The organism is Achromobacter sp. KK8, from assembly GCF_054188005.1.
In genome coordinates, this window is record NZ_CM135178.1 from 4,367,276 (window position 1) to 4,388,821 (window position 21,546).

Sequence of the window (21,546 nt, forward strand, 5' to 3'; positions counted from 1 at the left end):
TGTGACGAGCGTGTGATGCCGAGACCCGAAGAATAGCAAATCGCGCAGCGCGGCAGGGGGAAAACCCTGCGCGCGTCGTCAATGCCAACCACCTGCGGGTTGGGGGCGCGCGATGCGGCCCCGCAAGAAAGCGGCCCCGAACGGCGGCCCGTGGCGGGACCGCCGCGCGGGAGCGGATCAGCGCGCCGCCGCCTGCGTCAGCTTGCCGCCCGGCGCGGGCGCGTCGCTGCCGAGCAGGTGGCCGTTCACCTCGATGCCGTAGAGCGAGTCGTCGGAGTCGTGGTACTTGGCGCGGGTCTTAGCCACCGATTCGGTGTAGCGCGGATCCTGGGGGCGTTCGTGGGCGTTCATGAAGTAGGCCACGTCCCACGCTTCCTGGTCGCTCAGCATGCCTGCCTGGCCCAGCGGCATGTTGGCCTTGATGAAGCCGGCGGCGTTGCCGATCTGGTGCATGCCGGCGCCCCAGTTGAAGGAATCCGGGCCCCACAGCGCGGGGAATACCCAGTGCTCGCCGTTCTTCTGTCCCTTGCCCTCGGCGCCGTGGCAGACGGCACAGTACTGGGCGTAGACCTCGCTGCCACGCACGTAGTCGGCCTTCTGGGCCGGCTTGGGCAGCTTGAGGTAGCCCTGGCCCTTGAGCGCGACGCCGGTGGGCGCCTTGCTCGCCAGCCAGAACATATAGGTCTGCAAGGCGGTCAGCACCGGGTCGTCGGCCGCGGGCGGCTTGCCGTTCATGCTGAAGCGGAAACAGCCTTGCAGGCGCTCGGCCAGCGTGTTGACGTGGCCGTTCTTGGCGCGGTACGCCGGATACAGCACGTAGGCCGCCCACATCGGCGCCGAATCGGGGCGGCGGCCCGCGTCCAGGTGGCAACTGGCGCAGTTCAGGTCGTTGCCGACGAATTTGCTGGCGTTCTGCGGCGTGTGCAGGAAGATCTGCTCGCCCTGGCGCACGATCTTGCCGAATTCGCTGTCGGGTAGCGACGCGGCGCTGGGCGGCGTGAAGTCGGGGCGCGCATCGGCGGCCACGGCCGCTCCGGTCGACAGCAACGCGCTGGTTGCCGCGGCGGCGAACAGAAGATGAGCGAGTCGGTGACGGATCGGGGTCATTGCTTGGCTCCCGCGGCGGTGTTGGCTTGCGCGGCAAGCAGGTCGGCGGCCTTGGGCAGGCCGGCGTAGTAGGCGGACACGGCGTCGATCTCGGCGTCGGTCAGGCGGGTGGCCACGGCCGGCATCAGGCCGAGCGGGCCGGGCGGACGCTGGCCCTGGCGCCAAGCGCGCAGCTGGCCCGCGATGTAGGCGGCGGGCTGGCCGGCCAGGCTGGGAAAGTTGGCGCCCACGCCGATGCCGCCCGGGCCGTGGCATTGATTGCAGGCTGGCACGTTCTTGTCCCAGGCGCCGCGCGTGGCCAGCCAGGCGCCGGTATCGTCGGGCTTGACCGGCTGCCGGGCCGTGGCGGCCAATCGGTCGATGTTCAGCGGCGACGGCAGGCCGGCGTAATAGGCGGCCACCGCTTGCCGCTGCGCGGGGTCCAGCGCCTTGGCGGTGGCGGCCATCACCGGGCTCACGCGCGAGCCGTTGGCCATGGCTTCGAGCTGTTCGGCGAGATAGGCGGCGCCCATGCCCGCCAGATGGGGAAAGCCGGCGGCGGGGTTGCCTTCGCCGTTGGCGCCGTGACAGGTCATACAGGCCGGCGCGCCGTTGGCGCCCTGTGTGCTGATCTGGCGCCCATCGGGAGCGGCCTGCGCGGGACCGGGCAGCGCACCGAGCACGCCGGCGCCCAGCGCCAGCGCGCCCGCCCAACGGACGGTGGAAAAGGGCAGTAATGCCATGATCAAACTCCGAAATTTATTGGAATTTTGGTAATAAGTTAATTTCCAGAAATTATATGGAAATTTGTGACAGATCAAAGCCCGCCAGGGGTTTTGCGCGCGTTCAATTTGCAACAGCGATGGCGGCAATCGCGACGGCGCTGCATCCGTTCGCCGGCTCGTTTCCTGATCCGTGCTTGCCCAGCCGCACTCGGCGCGTAGCGAATGGAACGTTCGCTTGCACCATCGCCAGAATGATTCGGGTAGCATTTCGCCGACAGATAACAAGGAGCATCCAATGCACACGAACGAGATCGACCCTCCCCGCGTTGCGCTGGTCACCGGCGCCGGCACCGGCATTGGCCGCGCGGTGGCGCTGGAATTCCTGGCGCAAGGCTATCGCGTGGTGCTGGCCGGTCGTCGGCGCGAGCCGCTCGAAGCCACGCGCACGGCGGCGGGCGAAGATGGTGTGCGGGCCCTGGTGGTTCCCACGGACGTGTCCGACGAGCAGGCGGTGCGTGAGCTGTTCGACACCACCCAGCGCGAATACGGGCGCCTGGACGTGCTGTTCAATAACGCGGGCCGCGGCGCGCCGGCGATGCCGATCGAGGAACTGCCGGTGGCGCTCTGGCGAGAGGTGGTCGACACCAACCTGACCGGCATGTTCCTGTGCGCGCAGGCCGCGATCCGCGTGATGAAGGCGCAGACCCCGCAGGGCGGCCGCATCATCAACAATGGCTCGATCTCGGCGCACGCGCCGCGGCCGTTCTCGATCGCCTACACCGCCACCAAGCACGCGGTGACGGGCCTGACCAAGTCGATTTCGCTGGATTGCCGTCCGTACCACATTGCCTGCGGCCAGATCGATATCGGCAATGCCGCCACCGACATGACCGAACGCATGGCCGCCGGCATCCTGCAGGCCGATGGCAGCATCAAGGTCGAGCCGCGCATGGACGTGGCCCACGTCGCGCAGGCCGTCGCGGCCATGGCCCGCCTGCCGCTGGACGCCAATGTCCAGTTCATGACGATCATGGCGACCAACATGCCGTTCGTCGGGCGCGGCTGAACCGCGCCACCAATGAAAAAAGCGCCCGCGGGCGCTTTTTTATTTTTTATCGAGCCATTTCGTCGACAAGATCCCGCCCCGCCGCCGGGCCGCCCCCGTGGGGGGCAGCAAGCGCATGGCGCGCAGCGCGGGGGCCCGTCCTTCGGGCTTTATTTCTGCGCCAGCATCTGGCCCTTGGCCGTATCGATGTAGCTGCGCGCGCCGAGGTAGCGCTTGGACCAGTACGGATTCTTCATCTCGTCCACGCGCACCTTGGCGCCGCGGCGCGGGGCGTGCACGAACTTGTCCTGGCCGATGTAGATGCCCACGTGCGACGTGATGCCGCGGCCGCGGGTGGCGAAGAACACCAGGTCGCCGGGCTTGAGCTGCTTCTTGTTGTTCACCGTGTCGCCCTGGGTGCGTTGCTGGCGCGCGGTGCGCGGCAGTTCCAGGCCGGCGATCTCACGGTAGACGTACAGCACCAGGCCGCTGCAGTCGAAACCTTCGGCGGCATCGTCGCCGCCCCAGCTGTAGGGCGTGCCGATGGCGGCCAGGCCGGCCTGCACCACGCGTTCGCGCAGGGTCGGCACGGTGGGGTCCTGCGCCAGGCGCAGGCCGGACAGGGAGGCGCGGGCCTGCTCGGAGGGGATCGACGCCTGGGCGGCGCCGGGTAACCAGGAGAACGTCAGGGCCAGCAGGGGCGCTGACAGCAAAGCGGGAAGGCGGAAAAAGGCAAGGCGGGCTTTTCGCGTGGGCGGCGTCATTACGTCACTTCAAAAATCGGAGTGGGCGGCATGGCTTTGTCCACGGGGGACAAGCCGGCGGAAAGGGGGCAGGGGAGGCTTGAGCTTCACGAACTGCCATCGCATTGTAATGGAATAAAGTTTCATTACATTTGTAGTGCAATGCAGCATCCTGCCGGGCTGCCCGTTACCTGATCCGGTCGGGAAAAGGTAACGGGCGCCGGGCGCCAGGGTCAGAAGCTGCCGCGCAGGCCGACCATCACGGCGCGGCCGCCCTCGGGCGCGACGTCGCGCAGCACCGAGGTGGCGTAGCGGATGTCCTGGTTGGTCAGGTTGATGCCGCGCACGTAGGCCTGCCACTGCACCGCCGCGACCTTGAAGCGGTAGCCGGCGTTGGCGTCCAGGCTGTAGTAGCCGGCGGTGGCGGTGTCGTTGTCCGGACGGCTGTGCTGGGCGAAGGCCTTGGACACGCTCAAGCCGGCGCTGTACGGGCCGTAGCCGTAGTCCAGCGCCACGCGCAGGCGCAGCGGCGGAATGCGCGGCAGCGAGCGGCCGGTATCGCTGTTGCGCGCCACCGTGTAGTCGCCCGACAGGCCCAGGTCCAGCTTGTGGCCGCCCGATTGCAGCACGCGCGTGCTGCTTTCGGCCTCCACGCCGTACAGGCGCGCGGACACGCCCTGGTAGCGGGCCTCGGGCAGGGCCTCGTCGTCCCCGGCGGCCACCAGATCGCCGTCGTCGTCGCGGAAGCGGCCGGTGTTCATCTCGGCAAGGTAGTTGGAGAAGCGGCTGTAGAACACGCCCACGCTGGCGCTGTCGGCGTCCTTCTTGTAGCGCAGCGACAGGTCGCCGGACCAGGCGCGTTCCTTGGCCAGGTTCTGGTCGCCCACCAGGTATTGGCCGGTGGCGGCGTGCGGGCCGTTGGCGTACAGCTCATAGAAGGTGGGCGCGCGCTCGGTGTAGGCGGTGTTGGCGGCCACCGACCAGGCGCTGTCCAGCTTGTAGATGCCGCCCAGCGAGAAGCTGCCGGCGGTGAAGGTGCGGCGGTTGGAGCCGTCGAAGCGTTCGTTGCCGCCGCCGCCCGGGGTCAGGCGGGTATGGTCGGCGCGCGCGCCGGCGCTCAGCGTCAGGCGATCATTGATCTTCCATTCCTCCAGCGCGAACAGCGCGATGGCGTCGGTGTCGGTGGTGGGCACCAGCGCTTCCTCGCCCAGGGCCGAGAAGCGCGTCTGGCCCAGTTGCAGGCCGACCACGCCGTGCAGCGGGCCGATGTCGGCGTGGCGCGCCTCGATGCGGGCCTCGTAGCCGCGGTTCTTGAACAGGGTGCCGGTTTCGCCGTCCTCGATCTCCTTGTGCTGGTAATCGGTGTAGGCGAAATTCAGTTTGACGCTCGTGAACAGGCCTTCCAGGTCGCGCAGCTCGCTGGCGAAGCCGAAGCGTTCCTGGCGCATCCTGATGCGCACGTCCGGCTCGGCCACCGAACCGTAGTCGGAGTCGTAGCCGCTGTAGGACAGGCCGGCATAGCCGCGGTCGCCGGTCCAGGACATGCCGAGCGCGCCGCCGCTGGCCTGGCCGTCGCTGTTGGGCAGGGTGCCTCGCGGCTGGTCCCGGTCGGGGCCGTCGATCGCGCGTTGCCGCGAGGTGCGGGCGTAGCCGGGAATGCGCAGGTCGCCGGTCTTGCGGCTGAAGGCGTCGGCGTGGATGGCGAAGGTGCCGTCGCCGCCTTCGAGCTGGATCGCGCCGTTGCGGTCGTTGTTGGCGCCGCCGTAGCTGCCGGCGACGTCGCCGTGGATACCGTCGATGGGCTCGGTGGGGATGCGGTTGTCGATGGTGTTGACCACGCCGCCGATGGCGCTGCCGCCATACAGCAGGGCGGCCGGCCCGCGCAGGATCTCGACGCGGTTGGTGGACAGCGGATCCAGCGGCACGGCGTGGTCGAACGACAGCGACGAGGCGTCGAGCGAACCGACGCCGTTGTTCAGCAGGCGGATGCGGTCGCCGTCCATGCCGCGGATGATGGGGCGGCCCACCATCGGGCCATACGTGGTGGTCGATACGCCCGGCAGGCCGTTGAGCGTCTCGCCCAGGTTCGAGGCGCGTCGCAGGTCCAGGCCGGCGCCTTGCAGCACGGTCGACGGCGAGGCCAGCGCTTCGCTGCCCAGGGGGTTGGCGGTGATGATGACGGGCGACAGCGTGGCCGCGTCAGGCGCGTCGGCCTGGGCGCGGGCGGCCGGCGGCAAGGCGAGCAGGCAGGCGAGGGCGAGCGGGCTCAGGGAAAAGGCGCGCAGGGACGAACGCGTCCCCGCATGGGAAGCAGCAAAAGGCATGGTGGCAATCCTGGTTGCCGGCCGGCGGGCGGCGGCGGTTGAAATCGGGCGGGCGGGTGTCAGGCCGCGGCGGGCGGGGCGCGCGATTGGAACCAGGGCGTGGCGATGAGGGTGGTGCCGCTTGGCACCGGCGCGGACGCCGCGATGCGCAGCGCGCCGCAGGCGAATGCGGGAAAGGAAGCCGGCAGCGTGGCGTCCAGCAGATCCCAGATATGACAGAGGTCGCAATGGCCCAGCTTGTCGGGCGTGTGCGCGTCGTCCTGGCTGGAAGCGGGACTCCCCGACAGGTGCGACAGCGCGTGCCGCACGCCGCCCAGCGGTGACAGCAACAGGCAGGCGCACAGCCAACCCAGCACTGCCCATCGGGCAGGGCGCGCAGCGGGATGGAGGCGGGAAGCCGGCGGCATGGGCGAGGCGGAAAGGCGAAAAATCGGAATGATATATTGTTTCTTTGATTGTGGCGATGCGCGCCCGCGCATCCGGCCGCGCAACGCGGCCGAATATGACACTTCATGTAGTCCTAGGCTCGGGCATAATCGTTGGCATCGGCCCTCCCGGCTTGATCGCCGCGAGCGGCCGCTGAAAGAAGACCATAAGAAAGCGGAGCCAAGCTCAATGATGAACGCAGTACACCCTTTGTCCTCGATGAACCGGCCCGAGGCGATTCCTTTCGAGCCCTACCATGACGCCGTGGCGGCGGTGGACCGGCTGGCCGAAATCTATGCGCGCAACACGGCCTTCCTGCGCGCGGCGTTTCGCGATGTCCTGAAGGGCTCCACCAGCGGCCGCGAGCGGGCCCGCGCCTATTACCCTGCCATCCGCATCCTGGTCGAGACCTACGACCCGATCGATACCCGCCTGTCATATGGCCACGTGGCCGAGCCCGGCATCTACCAGACCACCATCACCCAGCCGACCCTGTTCCGCGACTACCTGATCGAGCAGGTCGGCCAGTTGCTGCAGAACCACCGCGTGGCGGTGGAAGTGGGCGAATCCGATTCGCCGATCCCGCTGCATTTCGCCTTCCCGGAAGGCGCCTACGTCGAAGGCGAGCACCTCGAGGCCCTCAAGCGCCCGCTGCGCGACCTGTTCGACGTGCCGGATCTGGCGGTGACGGACGATGCCATCGTCAACGGCTCCTGGCGCGGCAAGGAGGGCGAACCCAAGCCGCTGGCCCCGTTCACGGCGCAGCGGGTGGACTATTCGTTGCATCGCCTGCAGCACTACACCGCGACGGCGCCGGCGCATTTCCAGAATTTCGTGCTGTTCACCAATTACCAGTTCTACGTTGACGAGTTCTGCGCCCGCGCCCGCGCGCTGATGGCCAGCGGCAACGAGGACTACGAGATGCTGGTGGAACCGGGCAACCGCATCACGCGGCGCGGCGAATCCGGCCCGGCCGACGAAGGCCAGGGCCAGCGCCTGCCGCAGATGCCGGCCTATCACCTGGTGCGCGGCGATCACTCTGGCATCACGCTGGTCAACATCGGCGTGGGGCCGTCCAACGCCAAGACCATCACCGACCACATCGCGGTGCTGCGCCCGCACGCCTGGCTGATGCTGGGCCACTGCGCCGGCCTGCGCGATTCGCAGCGCCTGGGCGATTACGTGCTGGCCCACGGCTACGTGCGCGAGGACCACGTCCTGGACGACGACCTGCCCACCTGGGTGCCGGTGCCGGCGCTGGCCGAAGTGCAGGTGGCCCTGGAGCAGGCGGTGGAAGAGGTGGCCGGCCTGTCCGGCTGGGACCTCAAGCGCATCATGCGCACGGGCACGGTGGCCACCATCGACAACCGCAACTGGGAATTGCGCGACCATGTCGAGCTGGTCGAGCGCTTCGCGCAGTCGCGCGCCATCGCGCTGGACATGGAGTCGGCCACCATCGCGGCCAACGGTTTTCGTTTCCGCGTGCCGTACGGCACGCTGTTGTGCGTGTCCGACAAGCCTCTGCATGGCGAGCTGAAATTGCCGGGCATGGCCAGCGCGTTCTACCGTCGCCAGGTCAATCAGCACTTGGAAATCGGCATCCGGGCGCTCGAGCGCCTGCGCGGCATGCCGCCGGAGCGGCTGCACTCGCGCAAGTTGCGCACCTTCATGGAAACGGCGTTCCAATAGCCCCGTAGCGGGCTTTCGCGGGCGGGGACGGATCCCCGCCGGCTCCCCCGCGGTTTCGACGGCCGGGGGCAGTTGCGCTATGCTCGCGCGTTGCGTGGAAATCCCACGGCGCCCGGGGGCACAATCCGCGGGGGCTTTTTTGCTCTGAAGGAACACGACTTTGGCATTGACGGAACACGACCAGCACCGCGCCGGCGGCAAGAAGGGGGCGGCAGAACCGTCCGAATTGCGCCGCGCCCTGTCGGCGCGCCACCTGACGATGATCGCGGTGGGCGGCTCCATCGGGACGGGGCTGTTCGTGGCCTCCGGCGCCACCATCGCGCAGGCCGGACCGGGCGGGGCGCTGCTGGGCTATGTGCTGATCGGCGTGATGGTCTATTTCCTGATGACCAGCCTGGGCGAGCTGGCCGCCGCCATGCCGGTGTCCGGGTCGTTCTCGACCTACGGCGCCCGTTACGTCGAGGACGGCTTCGGCTTCGCGCTGGGCTGGAACTACTGGTACAACTGGGCCGTCACGGTGGCGGTGGACCTGGTGGCCGCGCAGCTGGTGATGGCCTACTGGTTTCCCGACGTGCCGGGCGTGTACTGGAGCGCCTTGTTCCTGGCCATCACGTTCGGCCTGAACGCGTTGTCGGCGCGCGGCTTCGGCGAAGCCGAATTCTGGTTCGCGCTGATCAAGGTGATCGCGGTGCTGGCTTTCGTCGCCATGGGCGTGATGATGCTGCTGGGCATCATCCGCGGCGGCGAGGACGGCGGCGTGGCCAACTGGACCGTGGGCGACGCGCCGTTTGCCGGCGGTTTCGCGGCGCTGATCGGCGTGGCCATGGTGGTGGGCTTTTCGTTCCAGGGTACCGAACTCATCGGCATCGCCGCCGGCGAATCCAAGGATCCGGCGCGCAACCTGCCGCGCGCCGTGCGCCAGGTGTTCTGGCGCATCCTGCTGTTCTACGTGATGGCGATCCTGGTGATCGGCCTGTTGATTCCCTATACCGATCCGCACCTGCTGCGTAACGACGTCACCGACGTCAGCGTCAGTCCGTTCGCGCTGATCTTCGAGCGCGCCGGCCTGCTGGCGGCGGCCTCGATCATGAACGCGGTGGTGCTGACCTCGGTGCTGTCGGCCGGCAACTCCGGCATGTACGCCGCCACCCGCATGCTCTACAGCCTGGCGCGCGATGGCAAGGCGCCGCGCATCTTCGGCCGCGTGGCGCGCAACGGCGTGCCGCTGTGGGCGCTGCTGGCCACCACGGTGGTGGCGGCGCTCTGTTTCTTCTCGTTCATCTTCAGCCCCAAGGCGGTCTACATCTGGCTGCTGAACACGTCGGGCATGACCGGTTTCATCGCCTGGCTGGGCATTGCGATCAGCCACTACCGCTTCCGCCGCGGCTACGTCAAGCAGGGCCGCAACCTGGCCGACCTGCCTTACGTGTCGCCGTTCTTCCCGTTCGGCCCGATCTTCGCCTTCGTGCTGTGCCTGATCATCACGCTGGGCCAGAACTATCAGGCCTTCCTGGAGCACCGGATCGACTGGGGCGGGGTGGCGGCCACCTATATCGGCATCCCGCTGTTCCTGCTGATCTGGCTGGGCTACCGCCTGGTCAAGGGTTCGCGCTTCGTGAGCTACAAGGACATGATCTTCCCGGACGCCCGGGCGCGCAGCGCCTACCTGGACTCGGCGCTGCGCGGCGAGCCGGCCACGGTCGGGCCGGAGACGGCGCCTGCGCCGGGCACTGGCGGGCGATGAAAGAAAGGCCGCGGAACTCCGCGGCCCTATTGCATCCGGCCAAGGCCGCTCGGTAATGCGGCGGCCTCGGCGTTTGCACCTCACTCGATGTTCTGCGCCTGTTCGCGCATCTGCTCGATCAGCAGCTTCAGGTCCATGGCGGCGCGCGTGACTTCCATGCTGCCTGCCTTGGAACCCAGCGTATTGGCTTCGCGGTTCATTTCCTGGAACAGGAAGTCCAGGCGCTTGCCGGCGCTGCCGGCGTTCTTCTTGCCCGCGGCCTTGCCGCCGCCGTCGGTCAGCAGGTGGCGCAGTTCCTCCACGTGCGAACGCAGGCGCGACAGTTCCTCGGCAACGTCGATGCGCAGCGCGAACAGGTTGGCTTCCTGCGACAGGCGCTCGGACAGTTCGGCGCCCGAGATATGGGTGAAGCCGCCGGGGAAGGCCGATTCCACGCTTTCGCGCAGCTTGGCGGCGAGTTTGTCGCGGTGGTCGGCCAGCAACTGGGGCAGGTGGTTCTGCACCAGTTCGACGATGCCGGCCACGCCGTCGGCGCAATCGCGCATCATGCCGGCCAGGCGTTCGCCTTCGCGCGCGCGGCCTTCCTGCAGCTGCTTGAGCGCTTCCTGGGCGGCCTGCATGCAGGCCGCGCCCCACACTTGCGGGTCGAGCGCGTCATTGGCGCGCTGGCCGGGCCAGTTGAACAGTTCCACCAGGCGCGGCGCGGCGATGTCGGGCAGGATGCGGCGCGCGGCCTGCAGTTGTTCGGCCAGGCTTTCGAGCCAGGCCGGCTCCAGCTTGGACAGGTCGGTGCTGGCATTGCGCGTGTACGACACGCGGATCTCGACCTTGCCGCGCGCCAGTTGCGCCGTCAGCAGTTCGCGCAGCGGCGTCTCGACGTGGCGCAGCTCGTCGGGCAGGCGGAAATAGAGGTCTAGGAAGCGGCTGTTGACGCTGCGCAGTTCCAGCGCCAGCGTGCCTTGTTCCAGGTCTGCCCGGGCGTTGCCGAAGGCGGTCATGCTGCGAATCATGGTGTCGATATCCTGTTGCTTGTTTTGGATCGGGCCGCGCCGGTTCCGCCTGTCCGTCGTGCGCGGACGCGGGCGGGTATATGCAACCCGTGTATCGCGGCAGGATACTCCAAACCCGGGCGGGGCAGCGACCGGCAACCCGTACAATGCCGCCAACCGAATCTGATTGGAGCCTTGCCATGACCACTGCCAACGCCATTGCCCGCCCGTCGGGCCGCGCCGTCGACGAACTGCGCCCGTTCAGCCTGGAGCGCGGTTTCACGCGCTACGCCGAAGGGTCGGTGCTGGTGAAGGCCGGCAATACGCACGTGCTGTGCACCGCCAGCGTGCTGGAAAAGGTGCCGCCGTTCCTCAAGGGCAAGGGCGAGGGCTGGGTCACGGCCGAATACGGCATGCTGCCGCGCGCCACCCACACCCGCGGCGACCGCGAGGCCGCGCGCGGCAAGCAGAGCGGCCGCACCCAGGAAATCCAGCGCCTGATCGGCCGCAGCCTGCGCGCCGTGTTCGACATGCGGGCGCTGGGCGAGCGCACGCTGCACCTGGATTGCGACGTGCTGCAGGCCGACGGCGGCACGCGCTGCGCCAGCATCACCGGCGCCTGGGTGGCGGCGTCCGACGCGGTGGCGCTGCTGATGCAGCGCGGCGACCTGGCCGTGAATCCAATCCGCGACGCGGTGGCGGCGGTGTCGGTCGGGCTGGTGCAGGGCCGTCCGGTGCTGGACCTGGACTACGAGGAAGACTCGGCCTGCGACGCCGACGTCAACGTCATCATGACGGGCGGCGGCGCCTTCGTGGAAGTGCAGGGCACGGGCGAGGGCGCCACCTTCACGCGCGCCGAGCTGGACGCGATGCTGGGCCTGGCCGAGAACGGCATCGCCGGCCTGGTGCGGGCGCAGCGCGCGGCGCTGGCCTAAGCGGCCGGCGCGGGCCTCAGGGCAGCAGGGCGCCCACCTTGCCGGCCCGCTCCAGGCTCCAGATCGCGTCGATCAGGCCGCGCAGCTCGGTTTCGGTGGCGGCGTCGGCATAGCGGCCCAGGCTCAGCGTCTTGGCCTCGATCTCGTCGCGCGACAGCGTGTTGCCGGGATCGCCCTTGGGTTCGTCGACGCGGCCGTGCAGCACGCGGCCGTCGCGGGTATGCACCGTGACCTTGCCGATCCAGCGTTGTGGATAGGCGCCGTCGACCTCCGGATCCAGTTCCATCGTGACCCGGCCGCGGAAGTCGGCCACTGCCGGATCGTCCAGCGCGGCATCGAATTCCGGCAGGCCGGCGCGCCCCTGGCGCGCGATCAGGCCCAGCACCGTGCCCATCGAGAACTTGGACTGGTGCACCGTGCGCGGATCGACCACCGGCCCCAGCACGTCGATGGCGCCCTGGTGCACGTGCGCCACCACGCGCGCGATGTCGCTTTCGGCCAGCTTGTGTTCGCGCAGCACCTGTTGCAGGGCGTCCGCCGCCGGATGGGTGTGGCGGCACGATGCATGGAACTTGAACGAGGTCTCGGCCAGCGCCCAGCGCGTGCCAAGGCGGTCGGTCAGGCGGGCCGGGTCGGCGTCGCTCGACATGCCGGCGGCCATGCCCTGCGGGCCTTCCAGGATGTGGCGCGCGCCGGTGAAGCCTTCCTGCGCCAGGTAGGCCGCGGCGATGCCGTTGGCGGCGGCGCGGGCGGTGTGCAGCTGCTTGGAATCGGCGGCATCGCGCAGGAATTCCCACAGGCCGGCGGCCTGGGTGCCGGCCGAGCCGAAGGCGTCCAGCATGGCCGCGGGCGACAGGCCCAGCAGGCGGCCGGTGGCCGCGGCGGCGGCCAGCGTGCCGGCGGTGCCGGTGGTGTGGAAGATCTTGTAATGCGAGCGGCCGAGGAATTCGCCGACGCGGATGCCGACCTCGTAGCCGGCCACGGCCGCCACCAGCAGGTCGCGGCCGCTGCGGCCCAGCGCCTGGGCCACCGCCAGCGCCGGCGGGAACACCACGGCGGCGGGGTGGAACACCGAACCATTATGTACGTCGTCCTGCTCGACCACGTGGGCGGCGGCGGCGTTGACCATGGCGGCGAACACCGGCGAGGTGCGGCGCCGGTTGATCAGGATCTCGCTGGGACCGTCCGCAGGCCCCATGGCGGCGGCGTAGCGGTCGATGGCCAGCACCGGGCGCGCCGAGGCGCCCGCCAGGATCGACGCCAGGCAATCCAGCAGCAGGTCTTCGGCGCGCCGCAGCACCGGGGCGGGGATGTCCTCGAAACGCAGGTTGGCGGCGAAGGCGGCGAGGGTGGCGCTGGGGGGGGATGTGTCGGTGGTCATGGTCAGAAGGAGCGCGGCAGGCCCAGGATGTGTTCGGCGACGTAGGACAGGATCAGGTTGGTCGAGATCGGCGCGACCTGGTACAGGCGGGTTTCGCGGAACTTGCGCTCGACGTCGTATTCGGTGGCGAAGCCGAAGCCGCCGTGGAACTGCAGGCAGGCGTTGGCAGCTTCCCAGGAGGCGTCGGCGGCCAGCAGCTTGGCCATGTTGGCCTGGGCGCCGCAGGGTTCGTGGGCGTCGAACAGGCGGCAGGCCTCGTAGCGCATCAGGCTGGCGGCCTCGACGTTGATGTGGGCGCGGGCGATGGGGAACTGCACGCCCTGGTTCTGGCCGATGGGGCGGCCGAACACCATGCGTTCCTTGGCGTAGGCGGTGACCTTGTCGACGAACCAGTAGCCGTCGCCGATGCACTCGGCGGCGATCAGGGTGCGCTCGGCGTTCAGGCCGTCCAGGATGTACTTGAAACCCTTGCCTTCCTCGCCGATCAGGTTGTCGGCCGGGATTTCGAGGTTGTCGAAGAACAGTTCGTTGGTCTCGTGGTTGACCATGTTGGGGATCGGGCGGATCGACATGCCGTGCTTGACCGCCTCGTGCAGGTCCACCAGGAAGATCGACATGCCCTCGGACTTGCGCGTGACCTGGTCCAGCGGCGTGGTGCGCGCCAGCAGGATCATCAGGTCGGAATGCTGCACCCGCGAGATCCAGACCTTCTGGCCGTTGATGACATAGCGGTCGCCGCGGCGCACGGCGGTGGTCTTGATCTTGGTGGTGTCGGTGCCGGTGGTGGGTTCGGTCACGCCCATGGACTGCAGGCGCAGCTCGCCGGCGGCGATGCGCGGCAGGTATTCGCGCTTCTGCGCCTCGGAACCATGCCGCAGCAGGGTGCCCATGTTGTACATCTGGCCGTGGCAGGCGCCGGAATTGCCGCCGCTGCGGTTGATTTCCTCCATGATGACCGAGGCTTCGGTCAGGCCCAGGCCCGAGCCGCCGTATTCCTGCGGGATCAGCGCCGCCAGCCAGCCGGCCTCGGTCAGGGCACGCACGAAGGCGTCGGGATAGCCGCGTTCTTCATCGATCTTGCGGAAATATTCGGCGGGGAACTGGGCGCACAGGTCGCGGACGGCTTCGCGGATGTCCTGGTAGGCGTGGGAGGCTTGAGGCATGGGGTGGGTTGCGATGTCGACAATGAAAGGGAATTCGGGACAGGATCGAATGTGCCGCAAGGCGCCGCGCCTGCCAATTCACAATTCATTAATACGGGGTTCCTGTTCGCAAAAGCGCATTTATGTGACCGCCGTTCGTCATGCGGGGAGCGGGGTTGTGTCAAGAAATTGCCAAACTGCATCCCCATAATCGCCCCGATACGCCTAGGTGGCGATGCAACAGACGGATGGATATGCGGAAAAATCTCAGGGTGACGACGGCGGTTTCCGCCATTCTGGCGGTGTTTGTGGCGCTGTTCGCGCTGGCCGCGGCGGCCGGCATCTTCGTGCTGCGCGAAAACCGCGCCGACATCGAGGCGCTGGGCCGCGGCAGCATCGAGCGCGCCAGCGACCTGTCGGACATGACCAGCCGGCTGTTCCAGGCGCGCGCCGCGCTGACCGACGCCAAAACCGCCATGGAAGGCGGACTGGAGGAGGCGCGCGACCAGTCGCTGAACCAGGCCGACGCGCTGCTCAAGCAGGCGGCGGCCAGCCAGGCGCGGCTGCGCGCCAATGCCGACACCAGCGCGCAGGGGGCGCCGCTGTTCGACCAGACGCTGGTGGCGTATGCCGCCTTTGCCGACCAGACCCTGGCGCCGATGTTCAAGGCGATCAAGGGCTGGAACGGCATCGAAGTCAACCGGCTGGTCGACAAGGTGCTGCCGGTGTCCGGCTCGGCCTACGTCAAGCAGGCCGAGGCCTACCAGGCCTACGCGCGCCAGCAGGGCCAGGCGGCGGTGGCCGGCGCCAGCCAGACCATGCAGCGGGTGACGCTGGTGGCCGCGGCCGTGCTCGGCTTCGTGCTGGTGCTGGCGGTGCTGATCCGGCTGGCCGTGCGCCGACGCATCCTGCGCCCGTTGAACGAGGCCGGCGCGCACTTCGACCGCATCGCCGACGGCGACCTGACCGGCAATATCGCCGTCCATGGCGACAACGAGATCGGCGTGCTGTATTCGGCCATGCGCCGCATGCAGACCGGCCTGTCGGCGGCGGTGGCGTCGGTGCGCCATGGCGTCGAGGAAATCCATACGGGCTCGGGCGAGATCGCCGCCGGCGGCGCCGACATGTCGGACCGCACCGCGCGCCAGGCCGGGTCGTTGCAGGAAGCGGCGGCCAACATGACGCAGCTGGCGCACACGGTGCAGATGACCGCGGGCAACGCCGATTTGGCGAGCCGCCAGGCGCTCGGCGCCACGCAGCTTGCGCAGCGCGGCGGGCAGGCGGTGGAGGAAGTCGTGACCAGCATGCAAGGCATCGCCGACAGCGCGCGCCGCATCGGCGAGATCGTCGGCGTGGTCGACAGTATCGCGTTCCAGACCAACATCCTGGCGCTGAACGCGGCGGTGGAAGCGGCCCGCGCGGGCGAGCAGGGCAAGGGCTTCGCGGTGGTGGCGGGTGAAGTGCGCTCGCTGGCGCAGCGCAGCGCGCAGGCGGCCAAGGAAATCAAGGGCTTGATCGAGGATTCGAATTCGCGCGTCGAGGCCGGCGTGCGCCAGGTCAATCTGGCCGGCGACACCATGCGCGACATGCTGGTGTCGGTCGACCGCGTGACGCAGATCGTGGCCGAGATCTCCAGCGCCACGGCCGAGCAGGCCGCGGGTATCGCTTCGGTCAATGACGCCGTGGCGGACATCGAGCGTTCGACCCAGGAGAACGCCGCCATGGTCGAACAGACGGCCGCGGCCGCGGCCGCGCTGGAGCTGCAGGCGCAGCATCTGCGCCGGGCGGTGTCGGTATTCCAGATCGCCCAGGCGCAGGCCGCCGGCCACGCTTCAGGCGGCGACCTGCGGCAGGCTGGCGCCGCTGTAGCGCTCGGCCACCAGCGACAGGTTCCCATGCTTGACCTTGTGCTTGACATGGGCGGCGGCCGACGCGATGTCCTCCGGGCGGATGCGCTCGCATAGGGACGGGGTGACGGTGAGGGCGCCGACACCCAGTGTCACGAACGGGAAGAAGCGCGGCACGCCGTAGCGGTCCTCGGCCTCGATGCCGCCGTTGCGGCGGCCTTCGTCGTCGTACAGGTCGATGGCGCGTTCATTGAATTCGGCGATGATGCGCTGGATGCGTTCGCTCCAGTCGGGGCTGCGCAGCAGCACCACGAAGTCGTCGCCGCCAACGTGGCCGACGAAATCGCGCAGCGGGTCGCAGTGGCGCTTGATGACGTCGGCGGTCAGCATGATCATGTCGTCGCCGCGCCAGTAGCCGTAGACGTCGTTGAACGGCTTGAAGTTGTTCAGGTCGCCATAGCAGATGGTGAAATCCGCGGCGTCGTCCAGCAGCGTGGCGATGTGCCGGCTGATGGGGATGTTGCCCGGCAGCGAGGTCAGCGGATTGGCATAGCGCGCGGCCTCGATGCGCATCTCGGTCACGGACCGCACCAGCGTCTCGCCGGTGGCAAGGCCGTCGTAGCGGCCGTCGCGGGTGATGATCAGCCCGTCCATCAGGTAGCGCTGGTCTTCGGAGATCAGCACGTGGCTCAACTGGTCGATGGACACGTCCAGGTCGACCAGCACCGGCTCGGCGTTCATGAAGGTCGAGCAGGCGTCGCGGCCGAACAGCTCGCGGGTGTAGCGCTGCGCATAGTGCTCGGAAAAATCGCGGCGGTTGATGATGCCCACCGGCCGGTTGTCGGCGTCGACCACGGCCACCGCGTGCAGGCTCTTGTGCTCGACGAAGAGACGATGCACGTCGTCGTTGGTGTGCTTGTTCAGCAAGGCGGCCGGGGCCTCGACCCGCAGGCTGGCGGCGGTGCCGCCGGCCGATCGTTGCGACAGCGGAGCCGGCGCGCGCACCCGCAGCGAGTCGCGCAGCGGCGGGGTCAGTTCGGTCAGGAGGGTTTCGTCGGGACGGCCCAGCAGCCAGCCCTGGGCGTAGCGGATCTCCAGGTCGCGCACCACCGCCAGGTCCTCGGCGGTCTCGATGCCCTCGGCGACGATGGCCGTGCCCAGGTACTGCGCCACCTTGAGGATGGCGCGCACCATGTTCTGCTTGCGGTCGTCGTGGCCGATGCCATTGAAGAAGTAGCGGTCGATCTTGACCAGGTCGGGCTGCATTTCGGCCCATAGCTGCAGGTTCGAATTGCCCACGCCATAGTCGTCCAGCGCGATGCGCATGCCATATTCGCGCAGGCAGGCGAAGGCGCTGCCCAGCGTCGACATGTGCTCGGACAGCGGGTCCTGCTCGGTCAGTTCGACAATGATGTCGGACGGCGCCAGGGTGCAGTCCTTGAGCAGGCGCAAGGGCATTTCGTCCCCCCATAGCGACCAGTAGTGGATCAGCGCCGAACCCGACAGGTTCAGGAACAGCTTGCCGGCAGCCGGGTTCTGGTTGAAACCCTGGGCGCCGGCGCGAAAGCTCGCCAGCTCCAGTTGTGGATGCAGGCCCTGGCGGCGGGCCTCGGCGAACAGGGCGTCCGGAAAGTGCAGGGTGGTGTCGACCGGGCCGCGGATCAGGCTTTCGTGGCCATAGATGCGGCTGTGGGACAGGTCGATCACCGGTTGAAAACGGGGTCGCAACAGCCGTTCGCGCAGGATGCCCGCCAGGCTGACCGGCGCGGGCGTCGCGGCGCCGGTGGAAAGGGGAGGCGCGCTGGCCGCGGCCGGCCGGGGCAAAGCGTGAAGTGGGTTCATCGCCGGGACGTTCAGATACGATCAGTGACAAGATTGATCATATTGACAACGAAATATGTCGGCGTTGTTTCGCCATCGCGGCGGTTACGCCTGGGCATCGGCCCCGCGCCCTATACAATTTGGCCCATGACATCCCCCAAGATTCCCGATTCCCTGCGCCGCGTCGTGCTGGCGTCCAACAACCCCGGCAAGCTGCGCGAGTTCTCCGCCTTGTTCGCGCCGCTCGGCATCGAGCTGGTGCCGCAGGGCGAACTCGGCGTGCCCGAAGCCGAGGAGCCGCACGTCACTTTCGTCGAAAACGCGCTGGCCAAGGCGCGCCACGCCAGCCGCCTGACCGGCCTGCCGGCGCTGGCCGACGATTCGGGCCTTTGCGTGGCCGCGCTGGGCGGCGCGCCGGGCGTGTACTCGGCCCGCTACGCCAAGATGCATGGCGGCGAGAAATCCGACCAGGCCAACAACGCGCTGCTGGTCGAGAAGCTGGCGGCGGCCAGCGACCGCAGCGCCTGTTACGTGGCGGTGCTGGCCCTGGTGCGCAGCGAGAACGATCCGCGTCCCCTGATCGGCGAAGGCCTGTGGCAGGGCGAGATCATCGACCAGCCCGAAGGCGTGAACGGTTTCGGCTACGATCCGCATTTCTATCTGCCCGATCAGGGCCTGACGGCCGCCGCGCTCGAACCCGAGGAAAAGAATGCCATCAGCCATCGCGCCCGGGCCCTGCGCGAATTGCTGAGCAAGCTGAACCAGGCTTGACACGGGCGCCGTGGCGCCCAGGAACACCGAATGTCCATCACCATCCCCATCCGCGCCGAATCGGGCGCGGCCCGTACGCGCCTGGTCACCCCGGCCGGCGCCACGCTGACCAGCCTGCCGCCGCTGTCGGTCTATGTGCACGTGCCATGGTGCGTGCGCAAGTGTCCGTACTGTGATTTCAACTCGCATGCGGCGCCCGGCGGCGAGATTCCCGAACGCGCCTACCTGGACGCATTGCGCAGCGACCTGGAGCAGGCGCTGCCGTCGATCTGGGGCCGCCAGGTGGTTTCGGTATTCATCGGCGGCGGCACGCCCAGCCTGCTCTCGGCCGCCGGCCTGGACGAGCTGCTGGCGATGCTGCGCGCCTGTCTGAACGTATGGCCCGACGCGGAAATCACCATGGAGGCCAATCCCGGCACCGCCGAGGCCGGCCGGTTCCGCGACTACGCCGCCAGCGGCGTGACGCGCTTTTCGCTGGGCATCCAGAGCTTCGACGACGCCCAATTGAAGAAGCTGGGCCGCATCCACGATTCGGCCCAGGCCCGCGCCGCCATCGAGATGGCCCAGCGCGCCGCGCCGCGCGTCAATCTGGACATGATGTTCGCGCTGCCCGGGCAGACCCTGGCGGCCTGCGTGGACGATCTGCGCCAGGCCATCGGCTTCGGCACCGAGCACCTGTCGCTCTATCACCTGACGATGGAGCCGAACACGGTATTCGCCAAGTTTCCCCCCGAAGACCTGCCGGACGACGACACCAGCGCCGCGATGCAGGACGCGGTCGAGGCCGAACTTGCCGCGGCCGGCCTGGCGCGCTACGAGGTCTCGGCGTACGCGCGGCCCGGCGCGCGCTGCCGCCACAACCTGAATTACTGGGAATTCGGCGACTACCTCGGCCTGGGGCCGGGCGCGCACGGCAAGTTGTCATTCCACGACCGCATCGTGCGCGAGGCGCGCCTGCGCAGCCCGGAGTCCTGGTTGCGGGCCGCCGCCGCGCGCGACGGCAGCCACCTGGCCGAGAGCCGCCAGGTCGGCCCGGACGAACTGCCGTTCGAGTTCATGCTCAATGCCTTGCGGCTCAAGGACGGGGTGGCCGCCACCCTGTTCAACGAGCGCACCGGCCTGTCGCTGGCCGCCATTGCGCACCAATTGGAGGCAGCGTCCGCCAAGGGCCTGCTGGACGCCGATCCCACCCGGCTGCGGGCCACGCCCCTGGGCTGGCGCTTCCTGAACGACCTGCAGGAAATGTTCCTGTAGCAATCAGGCACCAGGATGGGGCAATCATGCCCCATCTTTTGCACCAAATTGGTGCTACATTTTCCCATCGCCTTGCCGCCTTCCCCGGGCAATCCCGGGGGTGAAACCTGGCACGCTTATTGCTTCCCTCTTTTATGCCAGTCGAGCGGCACAGCCCTCGACCCTTTTATCTAATGGAGATGACATGGCAAGCCCGAAAGACGTCCTGAAACAGATCGCCGACAACGAAGTCAAATTCGTGGATTTCCGCTTTACCGATACGGTCGGCCGCGAGCACCACGTGTCGGTGCCCACGACCGCGATCGATGAAGACAAGCTGGAAAGCGGGCAGGCTTTCGACGGTTCGTCGATCCCGGGCTGGAAGGGCATCGAAGCCTCCGACATGCTGCTCATCCCCGACCTGGCCACCGCCAACCTGGATCCGTTCCGCGAAGAGCCGACCCTGATCCTGTCGTGCGACGTGGTCGAGCCGTCCGACCTGAAGGGCTACGACCGCGACCCGCGTTCGCTGGCCAAGCGCGCCGAAGCCTATCTGAAGGCCTCGGGCCTGGGCGACACCGCCTACTTCGGTCCGGAACCCGAATTCTTCGTGTTCGACGGCGTGACCTGGAACACCGACATGTCGGGCACCTTCGTCAAGATCAAGTCGGAAGAGGCCTCCTGGTCCACCGGCCTGGAATTCGAAGGCGGCAACACCGGCCATCGTCCCGCGGTCAAGGGCGGCTACTTCCCGGTTCCCCCGGTTGACTCGTTCCAGGACATGCGTTCGGAAATGTGCCTGCTGATGGAACAGATGGGCGTGCCGGTCGAAGTGCACCACCATGAAGTGGCCGGCGCCGGCCAGCTGGAAATCGGCACCAAGTTCAGCACCCTGGTGCAACGCGCCGACTGGACCCAGATCGTCAAGTACATCGTGCACAACGTGGCCCACGCCTACGGCAAGACCGCCACCTTCATGCCGAAGCCCGTCGTCGGCGACAACGGTTCCGGCATGCACGTGCACCAGTCGATCTGGAAGGACGGCCAGAACCTGTTCGCGGGCAACGGCTACGCCGGCCTGTCGGAATTCGCGCTGTACTACATCGGCGGCATCATCAAGCACGCCCGCGCGCTGAACGCCATCACCAACCCCGGCACCAACTCGTACAAGCGCCTGGTTCCGCACTACGAAGCCCCGGTCAAGCTGGCCTACTCGGCCCGCAACCGTTCGGCCTCGATCCGCATCCCGTACGTGGGCAACCCGAAGGGCCGTCGCGTCGAAGCGCGCTTCCCGGACCCCCTGGCCAACCCGTACCTGGCCTTCTCGGCCCTGATGATGGCCGGCCTGGACGGCGTGCAGAACAAGATCCACCCGGGCGATCCGGCCGACAAGAACCTGTACGACCTGCCGCCGGAAGAAGACGCGAAGATCCCGACCGTCTGCTCCTCGCTGGAACAGGCCCTGGAAGCGCTGGACAACGACCGCGAGTTCCTGACCCGCGGCGGCGTGTTCAGCAACGACATGCTCAACGCCTACATCGACCTGAAGATGGCCGATGTGAACCGTCTGCGCATGACCACGCATCCGGTCGAATTCGACATGTACTACAGCCTCTGATCCCAGGGGCCGTGGCTGGGGGAGCGC

The 21,546-nt window shown here is 68.2% G+C and carries 16 protein-coding genes and 1 pseudogene; 8 read left to right on the plus strand and 9 right to left on the minus strand.

From position 1 onward, the window contains the following. Positions 1–177 precede the first annotated feature (177 nt). Entirely contained in the window at positions 178–1,098 is a 921-nt protein-coding gene (locus ACVN9Z_RS20305; RefSeq protein WP_026383536.1) for a c-type cytochrome, read from the minus strand. A gap of 5 nt (positions 1,099–1,103) precedes the next feature. Beyond that, the gene (locus tag ACVN9Z_RS20310; RefSeq protein WP_024068749.1) at positions 1,104–1,829 is read right to left on the minus strand and encodes a c-type cytochrome; all 726 of its coding nucleotides are present in this window, start codon (positions 1,827–1,829) and stop codon (positions 1,104–1,106) included. A 277-nt stretch (positions 1,830–2,106) separates the two neighbouring features. Here ACVN9Z_RS20310 and ACVN9Z_RS20315 point away from each other — a divergent pair, with 277 nt between their 5' ends. Next, positions 2,107–2,877, plus strand: a complete 771-nt coding sequence (locus ACVN9Z_RS20315) for an SDR family oxidoreductase (RefSeq protein WP_458212558.1) — start codon at positions 2,107–2,109, stop codon at positions 2,875–2,877. Between the two features lie 149 nt (positions 2,878–3,026). On the opposite strand, the gene ACVN9Z_RS20320 is transcribed toward ACVN9Z_RS20315, so the two are convergent. The 3 genes from ACVN9Z_RS20320 to ACVN9Z_RS20330 all read right to left on the minus strand — a co-directional run bounded on the left by ACVN9Z_RS20320 (position 3,027) and on the right by ACVN9Z_RS20330 (position 6,279). Further along, complete coding sequence (locus ACVN9Z_RS20320) at positions 3,027–3,620, minus strand: C40 family peptidase (RefSeq protein ID WP_006388218.1); 594 nt, start codon at positions 3,618–3,620, stop codon at positions 3,027–3,029. Positions 3,621–3,832: 212 nt separating this feature from the next. After that, complete coding sequence (locus tag ACVN9Z_RS20325; protein WP_054447616.1) at positions 3,833–5,923, minus strand: TonB-dependent receptor; 2,091 nt, start codon at positions 5,921–5,923, stop codon at positions 3,833–3,835. Positions 5,924–5,982: 59 nt separating this feature from the next. Further along, positions 5,983–6,279 (minus strand): hypothetical protein, encoded by a 297-nt coding sequence (locus ACVN9Z_RS20330; RefSeq protein WP_458212559.1) that lies wholly within the window; start codon positions 6,277–6,279, stop codon positions 5,983–5,985. Positions 6,280–6,538: 259 nt separating this feature from the next. On the opposite strand from ACVN9Z_RS20330, the gene ACVN9Z_RS20335 reads away from it, so the two are divergent. Together ACVN9Z_RS20335 and ACVN9Z_RS20340 are read left to right on the plus strand one after the other, a co-directional pair. Further along, positions 6,539–8,038 carry an AMP nucleosidase gene (locus tag ACVN9Z_RS20335; protein ID WP_006388221.1) on the plus strand — a complete coding sequence of 500 codons (1,500 nt, stop codon included), beginning with the start codon at positions 6,539–6,541 and terminating at the stop codon, positions 8,036–8,038. A 160-nt stretch (positions 8,039–8,198) separates the two neighbouring features. Beyond that, on the plus strand, positions 8,199–9,782 hold the full coding sequence (locus ACVN9Z_RS20340; protein WP_054497102.1) for an amino acid permease: 1,584 nt from the start codon (positions 8,199–8,201) through the stop codon (positions 9,780–9,782). 80 nt (positions 9,783–9,862) lie between these two features. Here ACVN9Z_RS20340 and ACVN9Z_RS20345 read toward each other — a convergent pair whose 3' ends face one another. Further along, complete coding sequence (locus tag ACVN9Z_RS20345) at positions 9,863–10,792, minus strand: YicC/YloC family endoribonuclease (RefSeq protein WP_006388223.1); 930 nt, start codon at positions 10,790–10,792, stop codon at positions 9,863–9,865. A 179-nt stretch (positions 10,793–10,971) separates the two neighbouring features. On the opposite strand from ACVN9Z_RS20345, the gene rph reads away from it, so the two are divergent. Then, positions 10,972–11,706, plus strand: a complete 735-nt coding sequence (gene rph, locus ACVN9Z_RS20350) for a ribonuclease PH (protein WP_006388224.1) — start codon at positions 10,972–10,974, stop codon at positions 11,704–11,706. 16 nt (positions 11,707–11,722) lie between these two features. Here the strand turns inward: rph and ACVN9Z_RS20355 are convergent, their stop codons facing one another. Together ACVN9Z_RS20355 and ACVN9Z_RS20360 are read right to left on the minus strand one after the other, a co-directional pair. After that, positions 11,723–13,087: an MmgE/PrpD family protein gene (locus ACVN9Z_RS20355; RefSeq protein WP_006388225.1), complete on the minus strand. Its 1,365-nt coding sequence runs from the start codon at positions 13,085–13,087 to the stop codon at positions 11,723–11,725. A 2-nt stretch (positions 13,088–13,089) separates the two neighbouring features. Beyond that, entirely contained in the window at positions 13,090–14,250 is a 1,161-nt protein-coding gene (locus ACVN9Z_RS20360; protein WP_006388226.1) for an acyl-CoA dehydrogenase family protein, read from the minus strand. 233 nt (positions 14,251–14,483) lie between these two features. Between ACVN9Z_RS20360 and ACVN9Z_RS20365 the strand changes: the two are divergent. Next, a pseudogene (locus tag ACVN9Z_RS20365) lies at positions 14,484–15,917 on the plus strand (methyl-accepting chemotaxis protein); the annotation flags it as partial. Positions 15,918–16,061: 144 nt separating this feature from the next. Here the strand turns inward: ACVN9Z_RS20365 and ACVN9Z_RS20370 are convergent. After that, positions 16,062–17,918: an EAL domain-containing protein gene (locus tag ACVN9Z_RS20370; RefSeq protein ID WP_458212560.1), complete on the minus strand. Its 1,857-nt coding sequence runs from the start codon at positions 17,916–17,918 to the stop codon at positions 16,062–16,064. Positions 17,919–18,044: 126 nt separating this feature from the next. Between ACVN9Z_RS20370 and rdgB the strand changes: the two genes are divergently transcribed. The 3 genes from rdgB to glnA all read left to right on the plus strand — a co-directional run bounded on the left by rdgB (position 18,045) and on the right by glnA (position 21,519). Further along, a complete protein-coding gene (gene rdgB, locus ACVN9Z_RS20375; RefSeq protein WP_107316569.1) occupies positions 18,045–18,668 on the plus strand; it encodes an RdgB/HAM1 family non-canonical purine NTP pyrophosphatase in 624 nt (207 codons plus the stop codon). Between the two features lie 30 nt (positions 18,669–18,698). Continuing rightward, positions 18,699–19,922 carry a radical SAM family heme chaperone HemW gene (hemW, locus tag ACVN9Z_RS20380; protein WP_020927522.1) on the plus strand — a complete coding sequence of 408 codons (1,224 nt, stop codon included), beginning with the start codon at positions 18,699–18,701 and terminating at the stop codon, positions 19,920–19,922. Positions 19,923–20,106: 184 nt separating this feature from the next. After that, complete coding sequence (glnA, locus tag ACVN9Z_RS20385) at positions 20,107–21,519, plus strand: type I glutamate--ammonia ligase (RefSeq protein ID WP_024068759.1); 1,413 nt, start codon at positions 20,107–20,109, stop codon at positions 21,517–21,519. Positions 21,520–21,546 lie beyond the last annotated feature (27 nt).

Bases quoted from the DNA above. Each gene is read 5' to 3' on its own strand.
- ACVN9Z_RS20325 (WP_054447616.1), bottom strand. From the start codon at position 5,923: ATGCCTTTTGCTGCTTCCCATGCGGGGACGCGTTCGTCCCTGCGCGCC.
- rdgB (WP_107316569.1), top strand. From the start codon at position 18,045: ATGACATCCCCCAAGATTCCCGATTCCCTGCGCCGCGTCGTGCTGGCG.
- ACVN9Z_RS20370 (WP_458212560.1), bottom strand. From the start codon at position 17,918: ATGAACCCACTTCACGCTTTGCCCCGGCCGGCCGCGGCCAGCGCGCCT.
- ACVN9Z_RS20355 (WP_006388225.1), bottom strand. From the start codon at position 13,087: ATGACCACCGACACATCCCCCCCCAGCGCCACCCTCGCCGCCTTCGCC.
- ACVN9Z_RS20315 (WP_458212558.1), top strand. From the start codon at position 2,107: ATGCACACGAACGAGATCGACCCTCCCCGCGTTGCGCTGGTCACCGGC.
- ACVN9Z_RS20360 (WP_006388226.1), bottom strand. From the start codon at position 14,250: ATGCCTCAAGCCTCCCACGCCTACCAGGACATCCGCGAAGCCGTCCGC.
- glnA (WP_024068759.1), top strand. From the start codon at position 20,107: ATGGCAAGCCCGAAAGACGTCCTGAAACAGATCGCCGACAACGAAGTC.
- ACVN9Z_RS20345 (WP_006388223.1), bottom strand. From the start codon at position 10,792: ATGATTCGCAGCATGACCGCCTTCGGCAACGCCCGGGCAGACCTGGAA.
- hemW (WP_020927522.1), top strand. From the start codon at position 18,699: ATGTCCATCACCATCCCCATCCGCGCCGAATCGGGCGCGGCCCGTACG.
- rph (WP_006388224.1), top strand. From the start codon at position 10,972: ATGACCACTGCCAACGCCATTGCCCGCCCGTCGGGCCGCGCCGTCGAC.
- ACVN9Z_RS20335 (WP_006388221.1), top strand. From the start codon at position 6,539: ATGATGAACGCAGTACACCCTTTGTCCTCGATGAACCGGCCCGAGGCG.
- ACVN9Z_RS20310 (WP_024068749.1), bottom strand. From the start codon at position 1,829: ATGGCATTACTGCCCTTTTCCACCGTCCGTTGGGCGGGCGCGCTGGCG.
- ACVN9Z_RS20320 (WP_006388218.1), bottom strand. From the start codon at position 3,620: ATGACGCCGCCCACGCGAAAAGCCCGCCTTGCCTTTTTCCGCCTTCCC.